General features: G+C 68.3%; 15 protein-coding genes. 8 read left to right on the top strand and 7 right to left on the bottom strand.

Features of this window, described 5'->3' with window-relative positions:
- Positions 1–25: 25 nt before the first annotated feature.
- On the bottom strand, positions 26–388 hold the full coding sequence (locus ACWW1C_RS17525; protein ID WP_455979561.1) for a GatB/YqeY: 363 nt from the start codon (positions 386–388) through the stop codon (positions 26–28).
- A 55-nt stretch (positions 389–443) separates the two neighbouring features.
- Positions 444–1,988 (bottom strand): molybdopterin-dependent oxidoreductase, encoded by a 1,545-nt coding sequence (locus ACWW1C_RS17520; RefSeq protein ID WP_455979560.1) that lies wholly within the window; start codon positions 1,986–1,988, stop codon positions 444–446.
- A 101-nt stretch (positions 1,989–2,089) separates the two neighbouring features.
- Between ACWW1C_RS17520 and ACWW1C_RS17515 the strand changes: the two genes are divergently transcribed.
- The gene (locus tag ACWW1C_RS17515) at positions 2,090–3,142 is read left to right on the top strand and encodes a phosphotransferase family protein (RefSeq protein WP_455979559.1); all 1,053 of its coding nucleotides are present in this window, start codon (positions 2,090–2,092) and stop codon (positions 3,140–3,142) included.
- Here the strand turns inward: ACWW1C_RS17515 and ACWW1C_RS17510 are convergent.
- On the bottom strand, positions 3,133–3,882 hold the full coding sequence (locus ACWW1C_RS17510; protein ID WP_455979558.1) for a sulfite exporter TauE/SafE family protein: 750 nt from the start codon (positions 3,880–3,882) through the stop codon (positions 3,133–3,135). The two genes, ACWW1C_RS17515 and ACWW1C_RS17510, sit on opposite strands and share 10 nt — an antisense overlap.
- Before the next feature lie 106 nt (positions 3,883–3,988).
- On the opposite strand from ACWW1C_RS17510, the gene ACWW1C_RS17505 reads away from it, so the two are divergent.
- The 3 genes from ACWW1C_RS17505 (at position 3,989) to ACWW1C_RS17495 (ending at position 6,409) form a co-directional block, all read left to right on the top strand.
- On the top strand, positions 3,989–4,969 hold the full coding sequence (locus ACWW1C_RS17505; protein WP_455979557.1) for a putative nucleotidyltransferase substrate binding domain-containing protein: 981 nt from the start codon (positions 3,989–3,991) through the stop codon (positions 4,967–4,969).
- Positions 4,969–5,772, top strand: a complete 804-nt coding sequence (locus ACWW1C_RS17500; RefSeq protein WP_455979556.1) for a Fic/DOC family protein — start codon at positions 4,969–4,971, stop codon at positions 5,770–5,772. The genes ACWW1C_RS17505 and ACWW1C_RS17500 overlap by 1 nt, the downstream gene beginning before the upstream one ends.
- 154 nt (positions 5,773–5,926) lie before the next feature.
- Complete coding sequence (locus ACWW1C_RS17495; RefSeq protein ID WP_455979555.1) at positions 5,927–6,409, top strand: homocitrate synthase; 483 nt, start codon at positions 5,927–5,929, stop codon at positions 6,407–6,409.
- A 14-nt stretch (positions 6,410–6,423) separates the two neighbouring features.
- On the opposite strand, the gene ACWW1C_RS17490 is transcribed toward ACWW1C_RS17495, so the two are convergent.
- Positions 6,424–7,905 (bottom strand): cytochrome P450, encoded by a 1,482-nt coding sequence (locus tag ACWW1C_RS17490; protein WP_455979554.1) that lies wholly within the window; start codon positions 7,903–7,905, stop codon positions 6,424–6,426.
- 127 nt (positions 7,906–8,032) lie between these two features.
- Here ACWW1C_RS17490 and ACWW1C_RS17485 point away from each other — a divergent pair, with 127 nt between their 5' ends.
- Entirely contained in the window at positions 8,033–8,665 is a 633-nt protein-coding gene (locus tag ACWW1C_RS17485) for a TetR/AcrR family transcriptional regulator (RefSeq protein ID WP_455979553.1), read from the top strand.
- A 9-nt stretch (positions 8,666–8,674) separates the two neighbouring features.
- On the top strand, positions 8,675–9,547 hold the full coding sequence (locus tag ACWW1C_RS17480; protein ID WP_455979552.1) for an SDR family oxidoreductase: 873 nt from the start codon (positions 8,675–8,677) through the stop codon (positions 9,545–9,547).
- 3 nt (positions 9,548–9,550) lie between these two features.
- On the opposite strand, the gene ACWW1C_RS17475 is transcribed toward ACWW1C_RS17480, so the two are convergent.
- From ACWW1C_RS17475 to ACWW1C_RS17465, 3 genes are read right to left on the bottom strand one after another with little or no spacing between them, the layout of a single operon-like run.
- Entirely contained in the window at positions 9,551–10,711 is a 1,161-nt protein-coding gene (locus ACWW1C_RS17475) for an AAA family ATPase (RefSeq protein WP_455979551.1), read from the bottom strand.
- Positions 10,705–11,739 carry a DNA polymerase IV gene (locus ACWW1C_RS17470; protein ID WP_455979550.1) on the bottom strand — a complete coding sequence of 345 codons (1,035 nt, stop codon included), beginning with the start codon at positions 11,737–11,739 and terminating at the stop codon, positions 10,705–10,707. The genes ACWW1C_RS17475 and ACWW1C_RS17470 overlap by 7 nt, the downstream gene beginning before the upstream one ends.
- Position 11,740: 1 nt before the next feature.
- The gene (locus tag ACWW1C_RS17465) at positions 11,741–12,331 is read right to left on the bottom strand and encodes a TetR/AcrR family transcriptional regulator (protein ID WP_455984337.1); all 591 of its coding nucleotides are present in this window, start codon (positions 12,329–12,331) and stop codon (positions 11,741–11,743) included.
- Between the two features lie 147 nt (positions 12,332–12,478).
- On the opposite strand from ACWW1C_RS17465, the gene ACWW1C_RS17460 reads away from it, so the two are divergent.
- Together ACWW1C_RS17460 and ACWW1C_RS17455 are read left to right on the top strand one after the other, a co-directional pair.
- On the top strand, positions 12,479–13,018 hold the full coding sequence (locus ACWW1C_RS17460; protein WP_455979549.1) for an NADPH-dependent FMN reductase: 540 nt from the start codon (positions 12,479–12,481) through the stop codon (positions 13,016–13,018).
- Positions 13,019–13,195: 177 nt separating this feature from the next.
- A complete protein-coding gene (locus ACWW1C_RS17455; RefSeq protein WP_455979548.1) occupies positions 13,196–14,479 on the top strand; it encodes a PucR family transcriptional regulator in 1,284 nt (427 codons plus the stop codon).
- The last annotated feature ends 37 nt before the right edge of the window (positions 14,480–14,516 follow it).

The raw sequence follows: 14,516 nt of genomic DNA, 5'->3' as shown, positions 1-14,516 counted from the left end.
TTGCACGGGGGTCCGACAAGGATGCTCAGTCGGTGCCGAGTAGCTGACGCAGTACGGCGGCTTCCGCCTGGACCTGCTCGGCACGGTCGTCGTGGCCGGCTGACCTCAGGTGTTCGGCGGCGGCTCGACGTTCGTCGGCTTCGGCCTGGATCAGCTCGCGGATCTGGTCTTCTGTCAGACACCGACGGGCGACCTCGGCGGCGCCGAGACCGTGTGCGCTGTCGGCAATGGCGCCGGCGCGCGGCAGGGGCACGTCCGGGGTCTCGGCATTGTCGATGGCACTGAGCGCACTGCGGATCGCCGCGGTGGAAACGCTGTCCTTCGACTTGCGCGCCGCGATCAGTCGGGCCCGGAGATCGATGCGCCACTGGTGGGCGGGTTCGGTCATCCGGTCACCGTAGTGACGCGGATCCGCCCCGCCAACCGAATATTTCGGACTCCCGTCAGGCGACCGTGAAGGGCACCGAGTGCCAGCCCGTCGCGCCGTCGGGCACGGCGCCGGCGACATCGGAGGTCTGGACCGCGCCGGTGTTGTCGGTGGCACGGACGGTGATGGTGTGGCGCCCGGGCTGGTCTGCCTGCCAGGTGTAGCTCCACAGCCGCCAGGTGTCGGCGGAATATGCGGCGCCCAGCGTCGCCGGTCGCCACGGGCCGTCGTCGATGCGCACCTCTACCGTGCGGATCCCGCGATGCTGTGCCCACGCGACGCCGCCGAATGTCGCGGTACCCATCGGCACGGCGGACCCGGCGCGCGGCACGTCGATGCGTGACTCGGTCTTGATCGGGCCGTGGGCCGACCAGCCGAGCCGTGTCCAATAGGCCTGGGCCCGATCGAATCTCGTGAGTTCGAGATCGACGAGCCACTTGGTCGCCGAGACGTAGCCGTACAAGCCGGGCACCACCAGCCGCGCCGGGTAGCCGTGTTCGGTCGGCAGCGGTTCGCCGTTCATGGCGACAGCGAGCAGCGCGTCGCGGTTGTCGGTCAGCGCCTCGACGGGCGTGCCCGCGGTGAACCCGTCGATGGACTTGGACAGCACCATGTCGGCGTCGGAGTGGACGCCGGCCCGCGCCAGCAGGTCGCGCACCCGGTAGCCGGTCCAGGTGGCGTTCGATATCAGGTTGCCGCCCACGGGGTTTGACACACAGGTGAGCGTGACGACCTTGTCGATCGCCTCGAACTGGGCCAGCTCGTCGAATCGGAAGGTGACTTCGCGATCGACCATCCCGTGGATCCGCAGCCGCCAGTCCTGCCGTTCCACCTGAGGAACGGACAGTGCCGTGTCGATCCGGTAGAAGTCGGCGTTCGGGGTGATGAAGGGCGGCAGGTCGACACCGGCGGGCTGCACCTCGGGGGGTATCGGGGGGCCAGGCATCTTGGGGGCGGGTGGGGTGTAGGCGCTGCGGTCACCCGCGACCGACGACGCGGCGCGGCCCAGGACCGTCCCGATGACGCCGGCGAGTGTGCCGGCGGCCAGGAAACCCAGTGCCGCCAGCGAGCGACGCCGGCCGGGGTCGGGGGCGGCGCGGGTGTCTGTGTCTGAGTCTGCCTCCGGGGTCGGGGGACCGAGGCGATCAGAGACCAGCAGTCGCAACACCGCGATGCCGGCCGCTGCGCCGACCAGCGACGGGACGACGTCTACCGGGTGGGCGCCGGTGCGGGACAGCACGGCGGCGCCGCCCAGGACGCCGGCCAGGCCCAGGGTGATGCTGCCGAGCTTCCGGTCCTCGAACTGTGCGGTCACCATGGCGACCACCGCGATGACCACCAGTACCGACACGCTGAGGAAGAGTTTGTCGTTGGTGGCGAAGGTCTGGATCGCCCATTCCTTGACCGGCCCCGGGGTCAGGTCGATGACGACCGACCCCACCGCGGTGCGGGAATCGGAGTGTGGCCCAAGCGGAATCGCCAGGAGCGCAGCCACACCGAGCGCGACGGCTGCGGCAGCAAGGCCGGCGAGCGGTCGGTGCGGGTCCAGTCGATCTGCCACACCTTCACAGTACGACGCGCCCGGTACCCCGACCCCAAATGAAAACGGATCGTAAGAATTGGCTGCCCGTCCGGCGGATTGCGGGCCAGAATCACTGCATCATGCAGCCGACTCTGACCGACCATGACCGAGACGTTGTCCAGGACTGGATCCGCGACCAAGGGCTGGGTGAGCAACTCACCGACGTCGAGCCGCTGACCGGCGGCACCCAGAACATCGTGGTGCGGTTGCGCATCGACGGCCGGCCCGCGGTACTGCGCCGTCCGCCGCTGCATCCGCGGCCGACGAGCGACAAGACCATGCAGCGCGAGATCGCCGTGCTGCGGACCCTGGCCGGGACGTCGGTGCCGCATCCCGCATTCATCGCCGGTTGTGAGGACCCGTCGGTACTCGGCGTCGTCTTCTATCTGATGGCCGAGGTCGACGGCTTCAATCCGGGTGAGGAACTGTCGCCGGCCTACGCCGCCGACGCCGGTCTTCGGCATGACGTCGGGCTCTCGTACGCGGCGAGCCTGGCGCAGCTGGGCAACGTCGCCTGGGAAGGCAGCCCGTTGGCGGCCATCCGGAAACCGGGATCGTTTGTGGCACGACAGGTTCCGCAGTTCGTCGGCTTGCTGCAGAGTTACCGGCATGAACACTACGACCCCGAATCACTGGACGGGGTTGCGCAACTGGCGACCTGGCTCGCCGACAACCGGCCGCCCGATGGCGAGCCCGGCATCATGCACGGTGACTGCCATCTGAACAACGTCATGCTGCGTCACGACCGGCCGCAGCTGGCGGCGTTCGTCGACTGGGAGATGTGCACCATCGGTGATCCACTACTGGATCTGGGCTGGATGATGGTGTGCTGGCCGACAGCGCCCAATGCCATCGTCGTCGGCGCCGCGCTGGCCGAGGCAGGGGGCCTGGCCGGTCGGGATGAGCTCCTGGACGCCTACCTGGCGGCGGGCGGGCGGCCGGCCGGGCAGCTGGACTGGTACATCGCGATGGCGTGCTTCAAGTTGGGCATCGTCATCGAAGGAACCTGGTCGCGATTCCTGGCGGGGCTGGCCGACCGGGAGGCAGGGGAGAAGCTGCATGCCTCGGCCACCGAGCTGATCCAGCTGGGTGTGCGGGTTGCCAAGGGCGACAACCCGTTCGCTTATCGGTAGGTATCCCAACCCAATTTGACGGCCAGTGCCAGCCCGGCCACCGCGATGGTCAATCGCAGCGGTGTCGCCGGGGTGTGCCGCACCACGACCGGGCCCAGACGGGACCCCACCAGGCACCCGATGCCCAGTGGCACCACCGCAATCCAGTGCACCGGCGCGAGCGCGATGAAGCCAACGGCGGCAACACCATTGGCTGCGCCGAGGATGACGTTCTTCGCGGCATTGGCGTGGGCCATCGACTCACTGCCGCTGTGCAGCAGCAGGGCCAGCAGCACCACGCCGGCCGCGGCCCCGAAATACCCGCCGTACAAGCAGATCACGAAGATCGCGACGGTGATCAGCGCCGTCCGCGCTCGGCCGGGCTCGGTGCCGGACCCGCGCCGTTGCGGTATGGCGATGGTGACCGAGGACAGGCCGAGCAGTATCGGGACCACGACCTCGAATCCCTCTGCGGGAAGGGCCAACAGCAGTGCGGCCCCGACCGCTCCGCCGAGTACGGCGGCCGGCAGTACCCGGCGCAGCCACGGCCCCATGCCGTCGAGTTCGGGGAGCGAACCCCACACCGATCCGATGGTGTTGAAGGTCAGCGCGACAGTGTTGGTCACGTTCGCCGCCACCGGCGGTAGCCCGGCCATCAGTAGGGCCGGATACGTCGCGACGGATGCCAGCCCCGCGATACTCCCGGTCAGGCCGCCCGCGATACCGGCGGCGAGCAGAAGTAGTGCGTGCTGCCAGCTCATCGCGGCACACCCTACAACCTCGTGATTTGTGCACGAAAATCCGCGCTGACCGCGGAAAATTGTGCACGAAACGCGGAGGTAACTGTCGTTCGATAGAAATATCGGTATGGACGCGATCGGCGCCGTCGAAGAGGCGGAGGACGAGGCCGAGCTGCGCGCAGGCATCGAACAGGGCCTGCAGGCGGTGCGGGCTGCGGCGCGCGCGTCGGCTCCCGCCGGTGACGTCGCCGCCGCGTGGTCGCAGGTGCTCCGGTCCGGCGTCGCCGCGGCCGTGCGGCTGACGCCTGGCCCGTCCTGGTCGTGGTTCGTCTCGGGCAGTGTCGCGCGGGGTGAGGCGGTGGCGGGTTCCGACGTCGAGACCCTGGTCGTGATCGACGACGCCGCCGCACGGGACGAGGCGCTGGCGGCGGCCGCGGTGGTGCATGCCGTGCTGGAGCGGTGTGGGGTGCGCGCCGACGCCAACGGGGTTCTCGCCAGCCGGCCGCGGTTCTGCCGGACGGCGAGCGAATGGTCGGAGGGCATCGCGCACTGGACGGCCGATCCGCGGCAGGACCGCGGCGTGGTGATGACCGGCGTGCTGGCCGACTCCCACGCAGTCCACCTGACCGACGGGGCGATGACCGAGGATGTGCTGCGCGCCCAGGTGGTCCGGGCCGCTGTCGAGAACTATCCGGCTCGCCAGTACCTGCTGCAGGACGCCACCACGTTCCGGGCGACGTTCCCGTCCCGGCTGCGCATGCTCGCGAACCAGTCTGACGCCGTCGACCTCAAACTGGCGGCGATCGATCCACTGGTGAAGATCGCCCGGTGGGCGGCGCTGTCGGCGGGTGCGACGGCGCTGTCGACACCGGGCCGGCTCGACGCTGCGGGAGCCGCGAATGTGCTTGACGCCGATGATGTTTCGAGCTTGCGCGAGTGTTTCAGCGCGCTACTGAGATTTCGGTGGATGTCGCGGGCCGGTGGCGCTCAGGTGGTGCTGTCCGAGCTGCCGCCGCACGAGCGGGCGACGCTGCGCGGTGTGGCCCGAGAAATCGCCGGCGTCAGCCGCAAACTGACCTATCTCGCGTCGACGTCGGCGTTCCACTGATGGCGGCCGAAGCCACCGCGACGGCGCTCGCGGCGCAGCGCGCGGTGCAGCAGACGCTCGTCGCCCAGTGCATCGAAGGCTGGGAGCCCCAGCCCGCTCATATCGTCGAGCTCGGTGCACTGGCCACCGGTGCCCTCGATTTCCGCGACTACCTCGCGCGGTGTCGTGAGCAGTATCCGCCGACCCCGGCGCGGCGCCGGTTCCTCCGACGCCGGGCGCCGTACCTGATACCCGGAACATCAGTGCTGCGCAACAACTTTGGGATACAGCACGGACCGGACCTGGCGGCAGTGGAGTTTCAGGTGACAGCGGGCCGAATGGTGCTGTGGCACAGCAGGCAATCCGCGGCGGAGTCGGAGATCGACGTCCGGGCCCTGCACCGCGAACTGTTCGGCGACGTGTACGAGTGGGCGGGTGAGTTGCGTACCGTCGACATCCGCCGCGGTGACTCGGTGTTCACCTGGCAGGTCGACGTCGCTGCCGGGCTGGCGGAATTCCAGCTCGCCGCAACGGCGTTGGCCGACGTCGGAAGCGGGTTCGACAACCCGAGGCTGGCCTGGGAGCTGTCCCGGCTGTATGCCCGGTACAACCAGATTCACCCGTTCCGGGAAGGCAACGGACGTACCGGCATGCTGCTGTTGCACGCGCTCGTCGGCCGGTGCGGGCGGCAACTGGACTTCACCGGCGCCACCCGTGCCGCCTGGTACTCGGCCGCGCGGGACAGCATGCCGCTGCACCGGGATGGGCGGCCCAGCCACCGGCCGTTCCTGTGGTTGCTGGGCCGCGCCGTCAAATCGCCTTGACCCGGGGCGCGGTCGCGGACTAACCTCGGCGACCATGCTTCACATGCTCGTAGTAGCCAGCACCCACAGCGGGGTCTGATCCTGACCGACCCCTCGCTGTGGGTCGGACGCTACTACCTGTCGGTCACTTCTTTCGAGCAGAAAAGACCGACGCATGTTCACCTCCACCGCCATCTCCACCACGTCGCGTTTCGCGGAGCTGTTTGACCGCCCCGTGCCGCGTGAACTGCGCGAACACGCCGACACGATGTGTCACGACACCTTCCTCGACCACTACGGCCACGAGCGTGGGCCGGTCCGCCTGGGCAGTTGGGACAGCATCGGCGACGACGGCCCGCGCCGCGGCAGCACCGGCGCACGCCGGTATCGCGCGAGCATCGCCGTCGGCGACCGCATCTCGACCGCCACCGCCGCCGCGACCGGCCCGGTCGCGGCCCTGACCGCGATGCTGCACGAGCGCGGCATGGCCGTCGAGATGATCAAGTTCCATCAACTGCCCGCTGTCGGCGGCGGCATCGCGACCTTCATCCACGGCAGTGACGGCGTGCGCGCGGAGTGGGCCATGGGGTGGGCCCGCGACCCGGTCCAGTCAGCCCTGCGGGCGATGATCGCGTGCGCCAACCGGTTACACGCTTAGCTGAATGCGGTGAATCAGCGCAGCGGCCGCAACACGATCGGCATACCGTCCACCGGCACGGCCATGCCGCCGTAGTCGTACCACGGCTCGTAGCCCGGACGGGTCAGCTCCAAGCGGTACTGGCGCAGCAGTCGGTGCATCACGGTCTTGATCTCCAACTGCCCGAAGACCATGCCGATGCACTTGTGCGCACCGCCACCGAACGGGGCGAAAGCGTAGCGATGCGACTTGTGCTCGTTGCGCGGTTCGGCGAACCGGTCGGGGTCGAACCGCATCGGGTCGGTCCACAGTTCGGACAGGCGGTGGTTCATGCCGGGCCAGGTCACCACGTCGGTGCCGGCCGGAATGTAGTAACCCAGCAGCTCGGTATCGCGGACAGCCCGGCGGAAATTGAAGCTCAGCGGGGTCTGCAACCGTAGCGACTCGTTCATCACCAGGTCGTAGGTTTCCAGCTTCTCCAGGGACTCGATGTCCAGCGGTCCGTCACCGATGCGCTCGGACTCCTCGCGCAGCTTGTCCTGCCACTGCGGATTGGCCGCCAGGTGGTAGGCCATGGTCGTCAGCGTCGATGTCGTGGTGTCGTGCGCGGCCATCATCAGGAAGATCATGTGCGCGACGATCTGGTCGTCGGTGAAGCTCTGCCCGTCTTCGTCCTGCGAGTGACACAGCACGCTGAACATGTCGGTGCCGCCGGAGCGACGCTTCTCGGCGATGGAACTGGAGAAGTAGTCCTCGAGCGTCTTGCGGGCCTGGACGCCACGCCACCAGGCGAAGGGGCGCACCGGCTTGCGGATGATGGCGTTGCCGGCGCGGGTCGTGGTGGTGAAGGCCTGATTGATGGTGGTGACGAGCTTGTGATCGGTGCCCGCCGGATGGCCCATGAAGACCTCGGACGCGATGTCGAGGGTCAGTTCCTTGACCGCGGGGTGGAACAGGAAACGCGGGTCGTTGGGGACCCAGTCGTTGGCGAGCACTTTGGTGGCCACCGAATCGATGTGGGCCACATAGCCGGTGAGCCGGGACCGGGTGAAGGCCTCCTGCATGATCCGGCGGTGGAACATGTGCTCGTCGAAATCGAGCAGCATCAGGCCACCTTCGAAGAAGGGGCCGATCACCGGGTCCCACGCGCGTTGGGAGAAGTCCTTGTTGCGGTTGGAGAACACGGCCTGGGTCGCGTCCGGACCCAGCGCCATGACCTGGGACAGTGCGGGGGTCTGCGCGAAGTACAGCGGGCCGTGCTTGCGGTACAGATCCAGGACGTAGTCGGGGCCGCCGCGGAACACTTCGATCAGGTGGCCGATGATCGGCAATCCGGCGTCGCCCATGATCGGCTTGAGACCGCTGCCTGCGGGCGGTTGCGAGAGCACGAACTGGTCCCAGTCGGTGGCCCTCAGACGCCGTTCGATGATGCCCATTCCCGGCACGGTGACCGGCGTGGGCTTCAGGCGCCGCATGGCCTGATCGAGGAGGTAATTCGGGGTGCTGATAGTCGCCATCCAGGGATTCCTGTCTGCTCTCGAGACATGTATGTGGTGAAAGTCACCACCTGTTGTCATCTTGGCTGCCATACTTGACGCGTGTCAAGTTTTGAATTGGTGTGTCGGCGATGACATCGTGAGCGCCATGAGCGCTGAAGTCGAGACGGCCGACAAGGGCCGCAGTCGCGGCGACAAGCAACGCGACGCGATCATCGAGGCCGTTCGCGAACTGCTGGAGGAGCGGCCGTTCGCCGACCTGTCCGTCAGCACCATCAGTGCCCGGGCCGGCGTTGCGCGGTCCGGCTTCTACTTCTACTTCGACTCCAAGTACTCCGTGCTGGCCCGGATCGTGTCCGAGGCGATGGAGGAACTCGACGAACTCACCCACAACTTCGCGCCGCGCGAACCGGACGAGACGCCGGCGTCCTTCGCCAAACGGATGGTCGGCAGCGCGGCTGCGGTCTATGCCATCAACGACCCGATCATGGCGGCGTGCACCGCCGCGCAGAACACCGACGCCGAAATCCGCGACTTGATGGCCGACTTCGAGGATGGCGTGATCGACAAGATCGTCGGGCTCGTCGAGCAGGACGCCGGCCGCCGCCCGATTTCCGGCGACCTGCCTGCGTTGGTTCGCATCTTGGTGTCGACGACCGCGTACACGCTGTCGCGCGACAGTGCGTTCATCGGACGCGACGGAGACCCCCAGCGCGCCGTCGACATCGTCGAACGCCTGTGGCTGAGCGCGTTATGGGGCGGTGGAGACCTGCCTGTGTAGGGTCGGGCCATGACGCGATGGAGCGGCTACGCAGGCAAGCGGTGTTTCGTGACGGGGGCGGCCAGCGGCATCGGCCGGGCGACTGCGCTCAAGCTGGCCCAGCAGGGCGCGGTCCTGTATCTGACCGACCGTGACGCCACCGGGCTGGAACAGGCTGTCGCCGACGCCCGTGCGCTCGGCGGTGCGGTGGCCGAATACCGCGCGCTGGACATCTCCGACTACGACGCGGTCGCGGCCTTCGCCGCGGACATCCACAGCCGGCATGAGGCCATGGATGTGGTGCTCAACATCGCCGGTATCTCGGCGTGGGGCACCGTCAGCACCCTGACCCATGAGCACTGGCGCTCGATGGTCGACGTCAACCTGATGGGGCCCATCCACGTCATCGAGACCATGGTCCCGCCCATGGTGGCCGCCGGGCGCGGCGGGCGGCTGGCCAACGTGTCCTCGGCGGCGGGCATCGTCGCGCTGCCATGGCACGCCGCCTACAGCGCCAGCAAGTACGGTCTGCGCGGGGTCAGCGAGGTGCTGCGCTTCGATCTCGCGCGCCATCGCATCGGGGTGTCGGTCGTGGTGCCCGGCGCGGTGAAAACGCCGCTGGTGCAGACGGTTCAGATCGCGGGTGTGGATCGCGACGACCCGCAGGTACAGCGCTGGGTGGCCAGGTTCGCCGGGCACGCGGTGTCGCCCGAGCAGGCCGCGGACAAGCTGCTGTCCGGTGTGGCCAAGAACCGGTTCATGATCTACACGTCTCCCGACATCCGGGCGCTGTACCTGTTCAAGCGGCTGGCCTGGTGGCCCTACAGTGTGTCGATGCGCCAGGTGAACGTGTTGTTCACGCGTGCCTTGCGGCCGAAGCGGGTGGAGTCCCGACCCCGCTGAGCCTCAGCGCTTTCCCCAGTCCCATGGCGGCGCGCTGAGCATGGTCTGGCCGTCGATCTGGGTCTCACCCCACTGCTTGACCAGCTCGACTTCGCTCGCGTCGCACGCGGCCAGTCGCTCGCGCAGCCGTGCCGAATGGGTGACGACGACAACCTGCGTCTTGCGTGCGGCAGCGGCGATCATGTCCGCCAGCGGGCCCACCAGGTCGGGGTGCAGGGACGTCTCCGGCTCGTTGAGCACCATGAGCGCAGGCGGCTGCGGCGACAGGAGGGCGGCACCCCAGAGTAGGAATCGCAGTGTGCCGTCGGATAATTCGGCCGAGCGCAGCGGACGGAGCATGCCACGTTGGTGCAGCTGTAGTTCGAACAAGCCGCCGTCGGAGCTCACCGATATCTCGGCGCCGTCGAAGGCATCGGCGACCGCTCGTGGTAGATCGTCGAACCCGGCCTCGAGGATGGTCTGGACGGCGGCGGCCAGGTCGTTACCGTCGTTGCTGAGCACCGGTGTCCTCGTACCCACCTGGCGCCGGCGGGCCGGCGCCTCCCGATCGACTCGGAAGCCGTCGTAGAAGCGCCAGTCGCGCAATCGATCCCGGATCGCCGCCAGCTCGGGCAGCGCCTCGGGATTCGCGTACTCGGCCAGGACGCTGCGGTAGCTGGGCAGGGCGCGGGTCAGTTCGTCGAAGCCGCGGCCCGAGTCGGAGGCCACCTCGGCGTACGTCCGGGTCCGGCGGATCAGCGCGCTGCTGGGCCGCGGAGACGGTCCGGCGAACACTGTCTCCCGCTTGATCTCGGGGTCCTGACCGAACATCGAGTTGTGGCCGGGGTCCTGCGGCAGCCCGAGGTCGATGAAATAGCCGAAATCGGTTGCCGCAAAGCCGAGTTCGAGTGACACGGGCCGGGTCCGGCTGGTGCCTTCGGTGGTGCCGGTCCGGCGCGCGCCACTGGTGTTCTCCGGGCCGGCCCACAGCACCGACTGCAATCCGCCTTCGCGGGCCAGGGACCCGATGACCTCGCCGCGTCCGCAGTCGGCCAGCAGTCCCAGTGCCCGGTACACCGAGGACTTGCCGGTGCCGTTGGCTCCGGTCACCACAGTCAGCTCCGACAGTGGCAGGACGATCTCGCGCAGCGACCGGTAGCCCCGGATGGCGATGGTGGTCAGCACTTGGCGGGCATCTCCAGTTCCAGCCGGACCCCGAGTAGCCGCACCGGCCGGTCCAGTTCGAAGTCGTGCAGCAGATCGATCGCGGTCCTGGTGATGGTCTCCGGATCGGTACCGGCCACCGGCAACTTGCGAATCTTGGTGCGGGTGAAGAACGTTTTGGTGCGAAGGGTCACCGCGACCCGGGTGACTTCGCGGCCCTGCTCGACGACCTCGGCCAACGTCCGCTCCGTCAGGTCGGTGACGGCGGCTTCCATGTCAGCGGTGTCGGTGAGGTCCTGCGGGAACGTCACGACATGACTGCGTGAGCGCGGCACCCAAGGTTCTGCCGTCACGGTGCTGTCGCCACCGCCCTTGGCCAGCAACAGGATCCACAACCCGGTGGTCGGCCCGAAGGTCGAGGTGAGGAGCTCGGCGTCGGTACGGGCCAGCTCCGCGACGGTGGTGATGTCCAGCTCTGCCAGCTTCTTCGCGGTTTTCGGGCCGACACCCCAGAGCGCGTCGACCGGCCGGTCGGCCATCACCGTCATCCAGTTCTCGGCGGTGAGCGCGAAAACCCCGGCCGGCTTGCCGAATCCGGTGGCGACCTTGGCGCGTTGCTTGTTGTCGCTGATGCCGACGCTGCAGGACAGGCCGGTCTCGGCCGCGATCACGGCGCGAATCTTCTCGGCGAGTTCGAACGGATCAGCCACGGCGGCACCGACATACGCCTCGTCCCAGCCCCACACCTCGACGGGGTGTCCGAGGTCGCGGAGCAGGCCCATCACCTGTTCGGAGGCTTCGTCGTAGGCGGGCGCATCCGACGGCAGGAAGACGGCATCGGGACATTTACGGGCGGCGGTGCGCAGTGGCATCCCGGCGTGGACGCCGAACTCCCTTGCCTCGTACGACGCGCAGGTGACGACCTTGCGGGGTTCGGTGGGATCGCCGCTACCGCCGACGATGACCGGCTGCCCGACCAGCTCCGGGTGGCGGCGCAGTTCGACGGAAGCCAGGAACTGGTCGAGGTCGACGTGCAGCACCCACGTCATCTCAGGTCCCACAAAGCTTGTGCGCCAGGCTTTCCCAGGCGTCGCCTTGCGCCTGCAGACTGTGGCCGAGGTCGTCGTGCTGGTGGCCGACGTAGTCGGCTTCGAGCAGGGCCAGCAGGGCGTCGGTCTGTGCGTCGAGGTCTCCGCTGGTGCCGGCGGACTGCAGCAGCATCCTGACGTGGGTGCGCTGCACCGACGCCGCGGCGCCGAACCGGCTCTGCGGGTCGCGCAGCGCATCGGACAGCAGGGCCCGGTGCTGCCAGGTGAACGTCAGCCGTTCGCGGCCGTAGGCGATCAGCCGTTGCAGCGGCGGCGCGCCGGGGCCCAGTGGGGGCGGGCCGAACATCAAGGCCGCTTGCAGGGCCTGCTCGTCCTCGTCGAGGAGCACGAGCATCAGGCCGGACCGGCTGCCGAACCGTCGGAACAACGTCCCTTTGCCGACACCGGCCTCGGTCGCGACGTCATCCATGGTGACGGCCTCGGCGCCGCGCGCGGCGATGAGTCGGCGAGCGGCATCGAGGAGAAGAAGCCGGTTGCGTGCCGCGTCGCCGCGCTCGACCGGCGCCGTGGCGGTCATCGGCAGGCCGGCCATGGGCAGGTTAGTGGGCCGCAGCTGCGCCACCCCGTCGCTCATGAAAAAACTTTAACTCAGCCGGAATGAATCGGACCGTGGTCCGGTTGACGTGTGCGAGGATCGGTTCGCCGGAACCGACCACACACACGCTAAAGGGGATAGAAAATGGCAGACACCAAAGTCCTGGTCCTGGTCGGCAGCCTGCGCGCCGCGTCGCTGAACCGGCAGCTCGCCGAGGTAGCCGTCGAGGCGGCGCCGGAGGGCGTGACGGTGCGGGTGGCGGACGGCCTGGGCGACCTGCCGTTCTACAACGAAGATCTGGACAACGAGTCGGTATCTGATGCGGTGGTCGCGTTGCGCCAGATCGCCGGCGACGCCGATGCCATCCTGGCTGTCACTCCGGAGTACAACGGCACCATTCCCGCCGTCTTGAAGAACGCGATCGACTGGCTGTCGCGCCCCTACGGCGCCGGCGCCGTTTCCGGCAAGCCGCTGGCCGTGATCGGTACCGCACTCGGACAGTACGGCGGCGTGTGGGCGCACGACGAGACCCGCAAGTCGTTCGGCATCGCCGGTGGCGACGTGGTGGACGTCAAGCTTTCGCTGCCGGCCTCGACATTCGACGGCAAGCATCCGCGCGAAGCGGCCGAGGTGGTCGACGGCGTGCGTGGCGTGGTCGCCAAGCTGGCCGCCGAGGTCGGCTGAGCACCTCGAATGAGCATCGGGGCCGCCGGTATCCGTGAACGGATATCGGCGGCTCCGATGCTGTGTGGACGCTGAACGACCACCGCGGCGAAATATCCGAGCGCTGTCGTCCTTCGGGGACAAAAGGACTGACGACGAACTACGGTTTGGGAGTGACCGGGAAAACAGGCAGCTGACGTGGCCGGTGGCGCAGACCCCACCGGCGCGGGTGACGCGCTGACGCACGCGGTGGCCGGAATCGGCACGCGATTGGACGCCCGGCTCACCGACATCACGCGCACGGTCTCAGAGCTGCTGGTGGCCGATATCGCCGAGCTGCGCGACGAAGAGCAACTCCAACAGGTCCTGGCCGATTCGGTCTCGGCGAACATCGATGCGTTCTTCGCCGCGGCCCGGCATGGCATCTCGATCGACCTCCTGCATGCCCCCGCGGCCGCGCTCGAGCATGCGCGCCGACTTGCTCAGCGGGACATCTCGGCCAATGTGCTGGTGCGGTCCTACCGCCTCGGCCACCAAGGCGTACTGAAAGCCGTCCTGGAGGAGATCCGGGCCGCGGGCCTCGAGCCCGGACTGGCGTTGGACGTCTTCGACGTGATGTCGACGATCTCGTTCAACTACATCGACAGGATCGCCCAAGAGGTGGTCGAGGTGTATCAGCAGGCTCGGGAGAGCTGGCTGGAAAACCGGAACAGCGTGCGCATCACGGAGATTCGCGAGCTGCTGGCCGGGGGTGACGTCGATATCGACGCCGCGGCGGTGGCGATCCGGTACCCGTTGCAGCGCACCCATCTCGCGGTGCTGCTGTGGTGCGATGACTCCGAGGATCGGCTGGCCGAGATGGAGCGGCTCATCCAGCAGTTCGCCGCGTCGATCGGCGCGGCAGATTCGCCGTTGTTCGTCTCGGTCGATCGGGCCACCGCATGGGCCTGGGTGGCGGTGCCCGCGGCTGCCGTCGGTGAGGCGGTGACATGGCTCGGGAGTCTGGTACCGGCCGAGGGGCCGTACGTGGCCGTCGGCACCCCGCAGTCGGGCGTCGCCGGTTTCCGGTTGTCACACCGGCAGGCCGAGGATGCCCGCGCCGTCGCGGTGGCGTCGGGTCCGCAGCGGCGCCGGTTCACCGCGTTCGGCCACCGCGGTGTCGCCCTCGCGGCGCTGCTGGGGTCGAATGTCGATGCGCTGTCGGCGTGGGCCACGGAAGTGCTCGGCCCGCTGGCCTGTTCGACCGTCAGCGATCAGCGACTGCGCGAGACGTTGCAGGCGTTCCTCAAGGCGGGTGGCAGCAACAAGGCCGCGGCCGAAGAACTGCATCTGCACACGAACTCGGTGAAGTACCGGGTGCAGCGGGCGATCGAACGCCGGGGCCGGCCCATCGAGGACGACCGCCTCGATGTGGAAGTGGCGCTGTTGCTCTGCAGTCAGTTCGGTGACCGGCTCCTGGACCCGGCGGACGACGGCGGGTGAGAGCGGCAGATGATGTCGCCTGCGGCGGATTCGTGTA

The sequence above is a fragment of the Mycobacterium sp. HM-7 genome, from assembly GCF_053852335.1.
The sequence above is the reverse complement of the archived record's forward strand: the minus strand, read 5'-3'. Positions and strand labels throughout refer to the sequence as shown.

What these genes read in the sequence shown, in the direction of transcription:
- ACWW1C_RS17525 (WP_455979561.1), bottom strand. Translation starts at nt 388, where the DNA reads ATGACCGAACCCGCCCACCAGTGGCGCATCGATCTCCGGGCCCGACTG.
- ACWW1C_RS17515 (WP_455979559.1), top strand. Translation starts at nt 2,090, where the DNA reads ATGCAGCCGACTCTGACCGACCATGACCGAGACGTTGTCCAGGACTGG.
- ACWW1C_RS17510 (WP_455979558.1), bottom strand. Translation starts at nt 3,882, where the DNA reads ATGAGCTGGCAGCACGCACTACTTCTGCTCGCCGCCGGTATCGCGGGC.
- ACWW1C_RS17505 (WP_455979557.1), top strand. Translation starts at nt 3,989, where the DNA reads ATGGACGCGATCGGCGCCGTCGAAGAGGCGGAGGACGAGGCCGAGCTG.
- ACWW1C_RS17500 (WP_455979556.1), top strand. Translation starts at nt 4,969, where the DNA reads ATGGCGGCCGAAGCCACCGCGACGGCGCTCGCGGCGCAGCGCGCGGTG.
- ACWW1C_RS17495 (WP_455979555.1), top strand. Translation starts at nt 5,927, where the DNA reads ATGTTCACCTCCACCGCCATCTCCACCACGTCGCGTTTCGCGGAGCTG.
- ACWW1C_RS17490 (WP_455979554.1), bottom strand. Translation starts at nt 7,905, where the DNA reads ATGGCGACTATCAGCACCCCGAATTACCTCCTCGATCAGGCCATGCGG.
- ACWW1C_RS17485 (WP_455979553.1), top strand. Translation starts at nt 8,033, where the DNA reads ATGAGCGCTGAAGTCGAGACGGCCGACAAGGGCCGCAGTCGCGGCGAC.
- ACWW1C_RS17480 (WP_455979552.1), top strand. Translation starts at nt 8,675, where the DNA reads ATGACGCGATGGAGCGGCTACGCAGGCAAGCGGTGTTTCGTGACGGGG.
- ACWW1C_RS17470 (WP_455979550.1), bottom strand. Translation starts at nt 11,739, where the DNA reads ATGACGTGGGTGCTGCACGTCGACCTCGACCAGTTCCTGGCTTCCGTC.
- ACWW1C_RS17465 (WP_455984337.1), bottom strand. Translation starts at nt 12,331, where the DNA reads ATGGCCGGCCTGCCGATGACCGCCACGGCGCCGGTCGAGCGCGGCGAC.
- ACWW1C_RS17460 (WP_455979549.1), top strand. Translation starts at nt 12,479, where the DNA reads ATGGCAGACACCAAAGTCCTGGTCCTGGTCGGCAGCCTGCGCGCCGCG.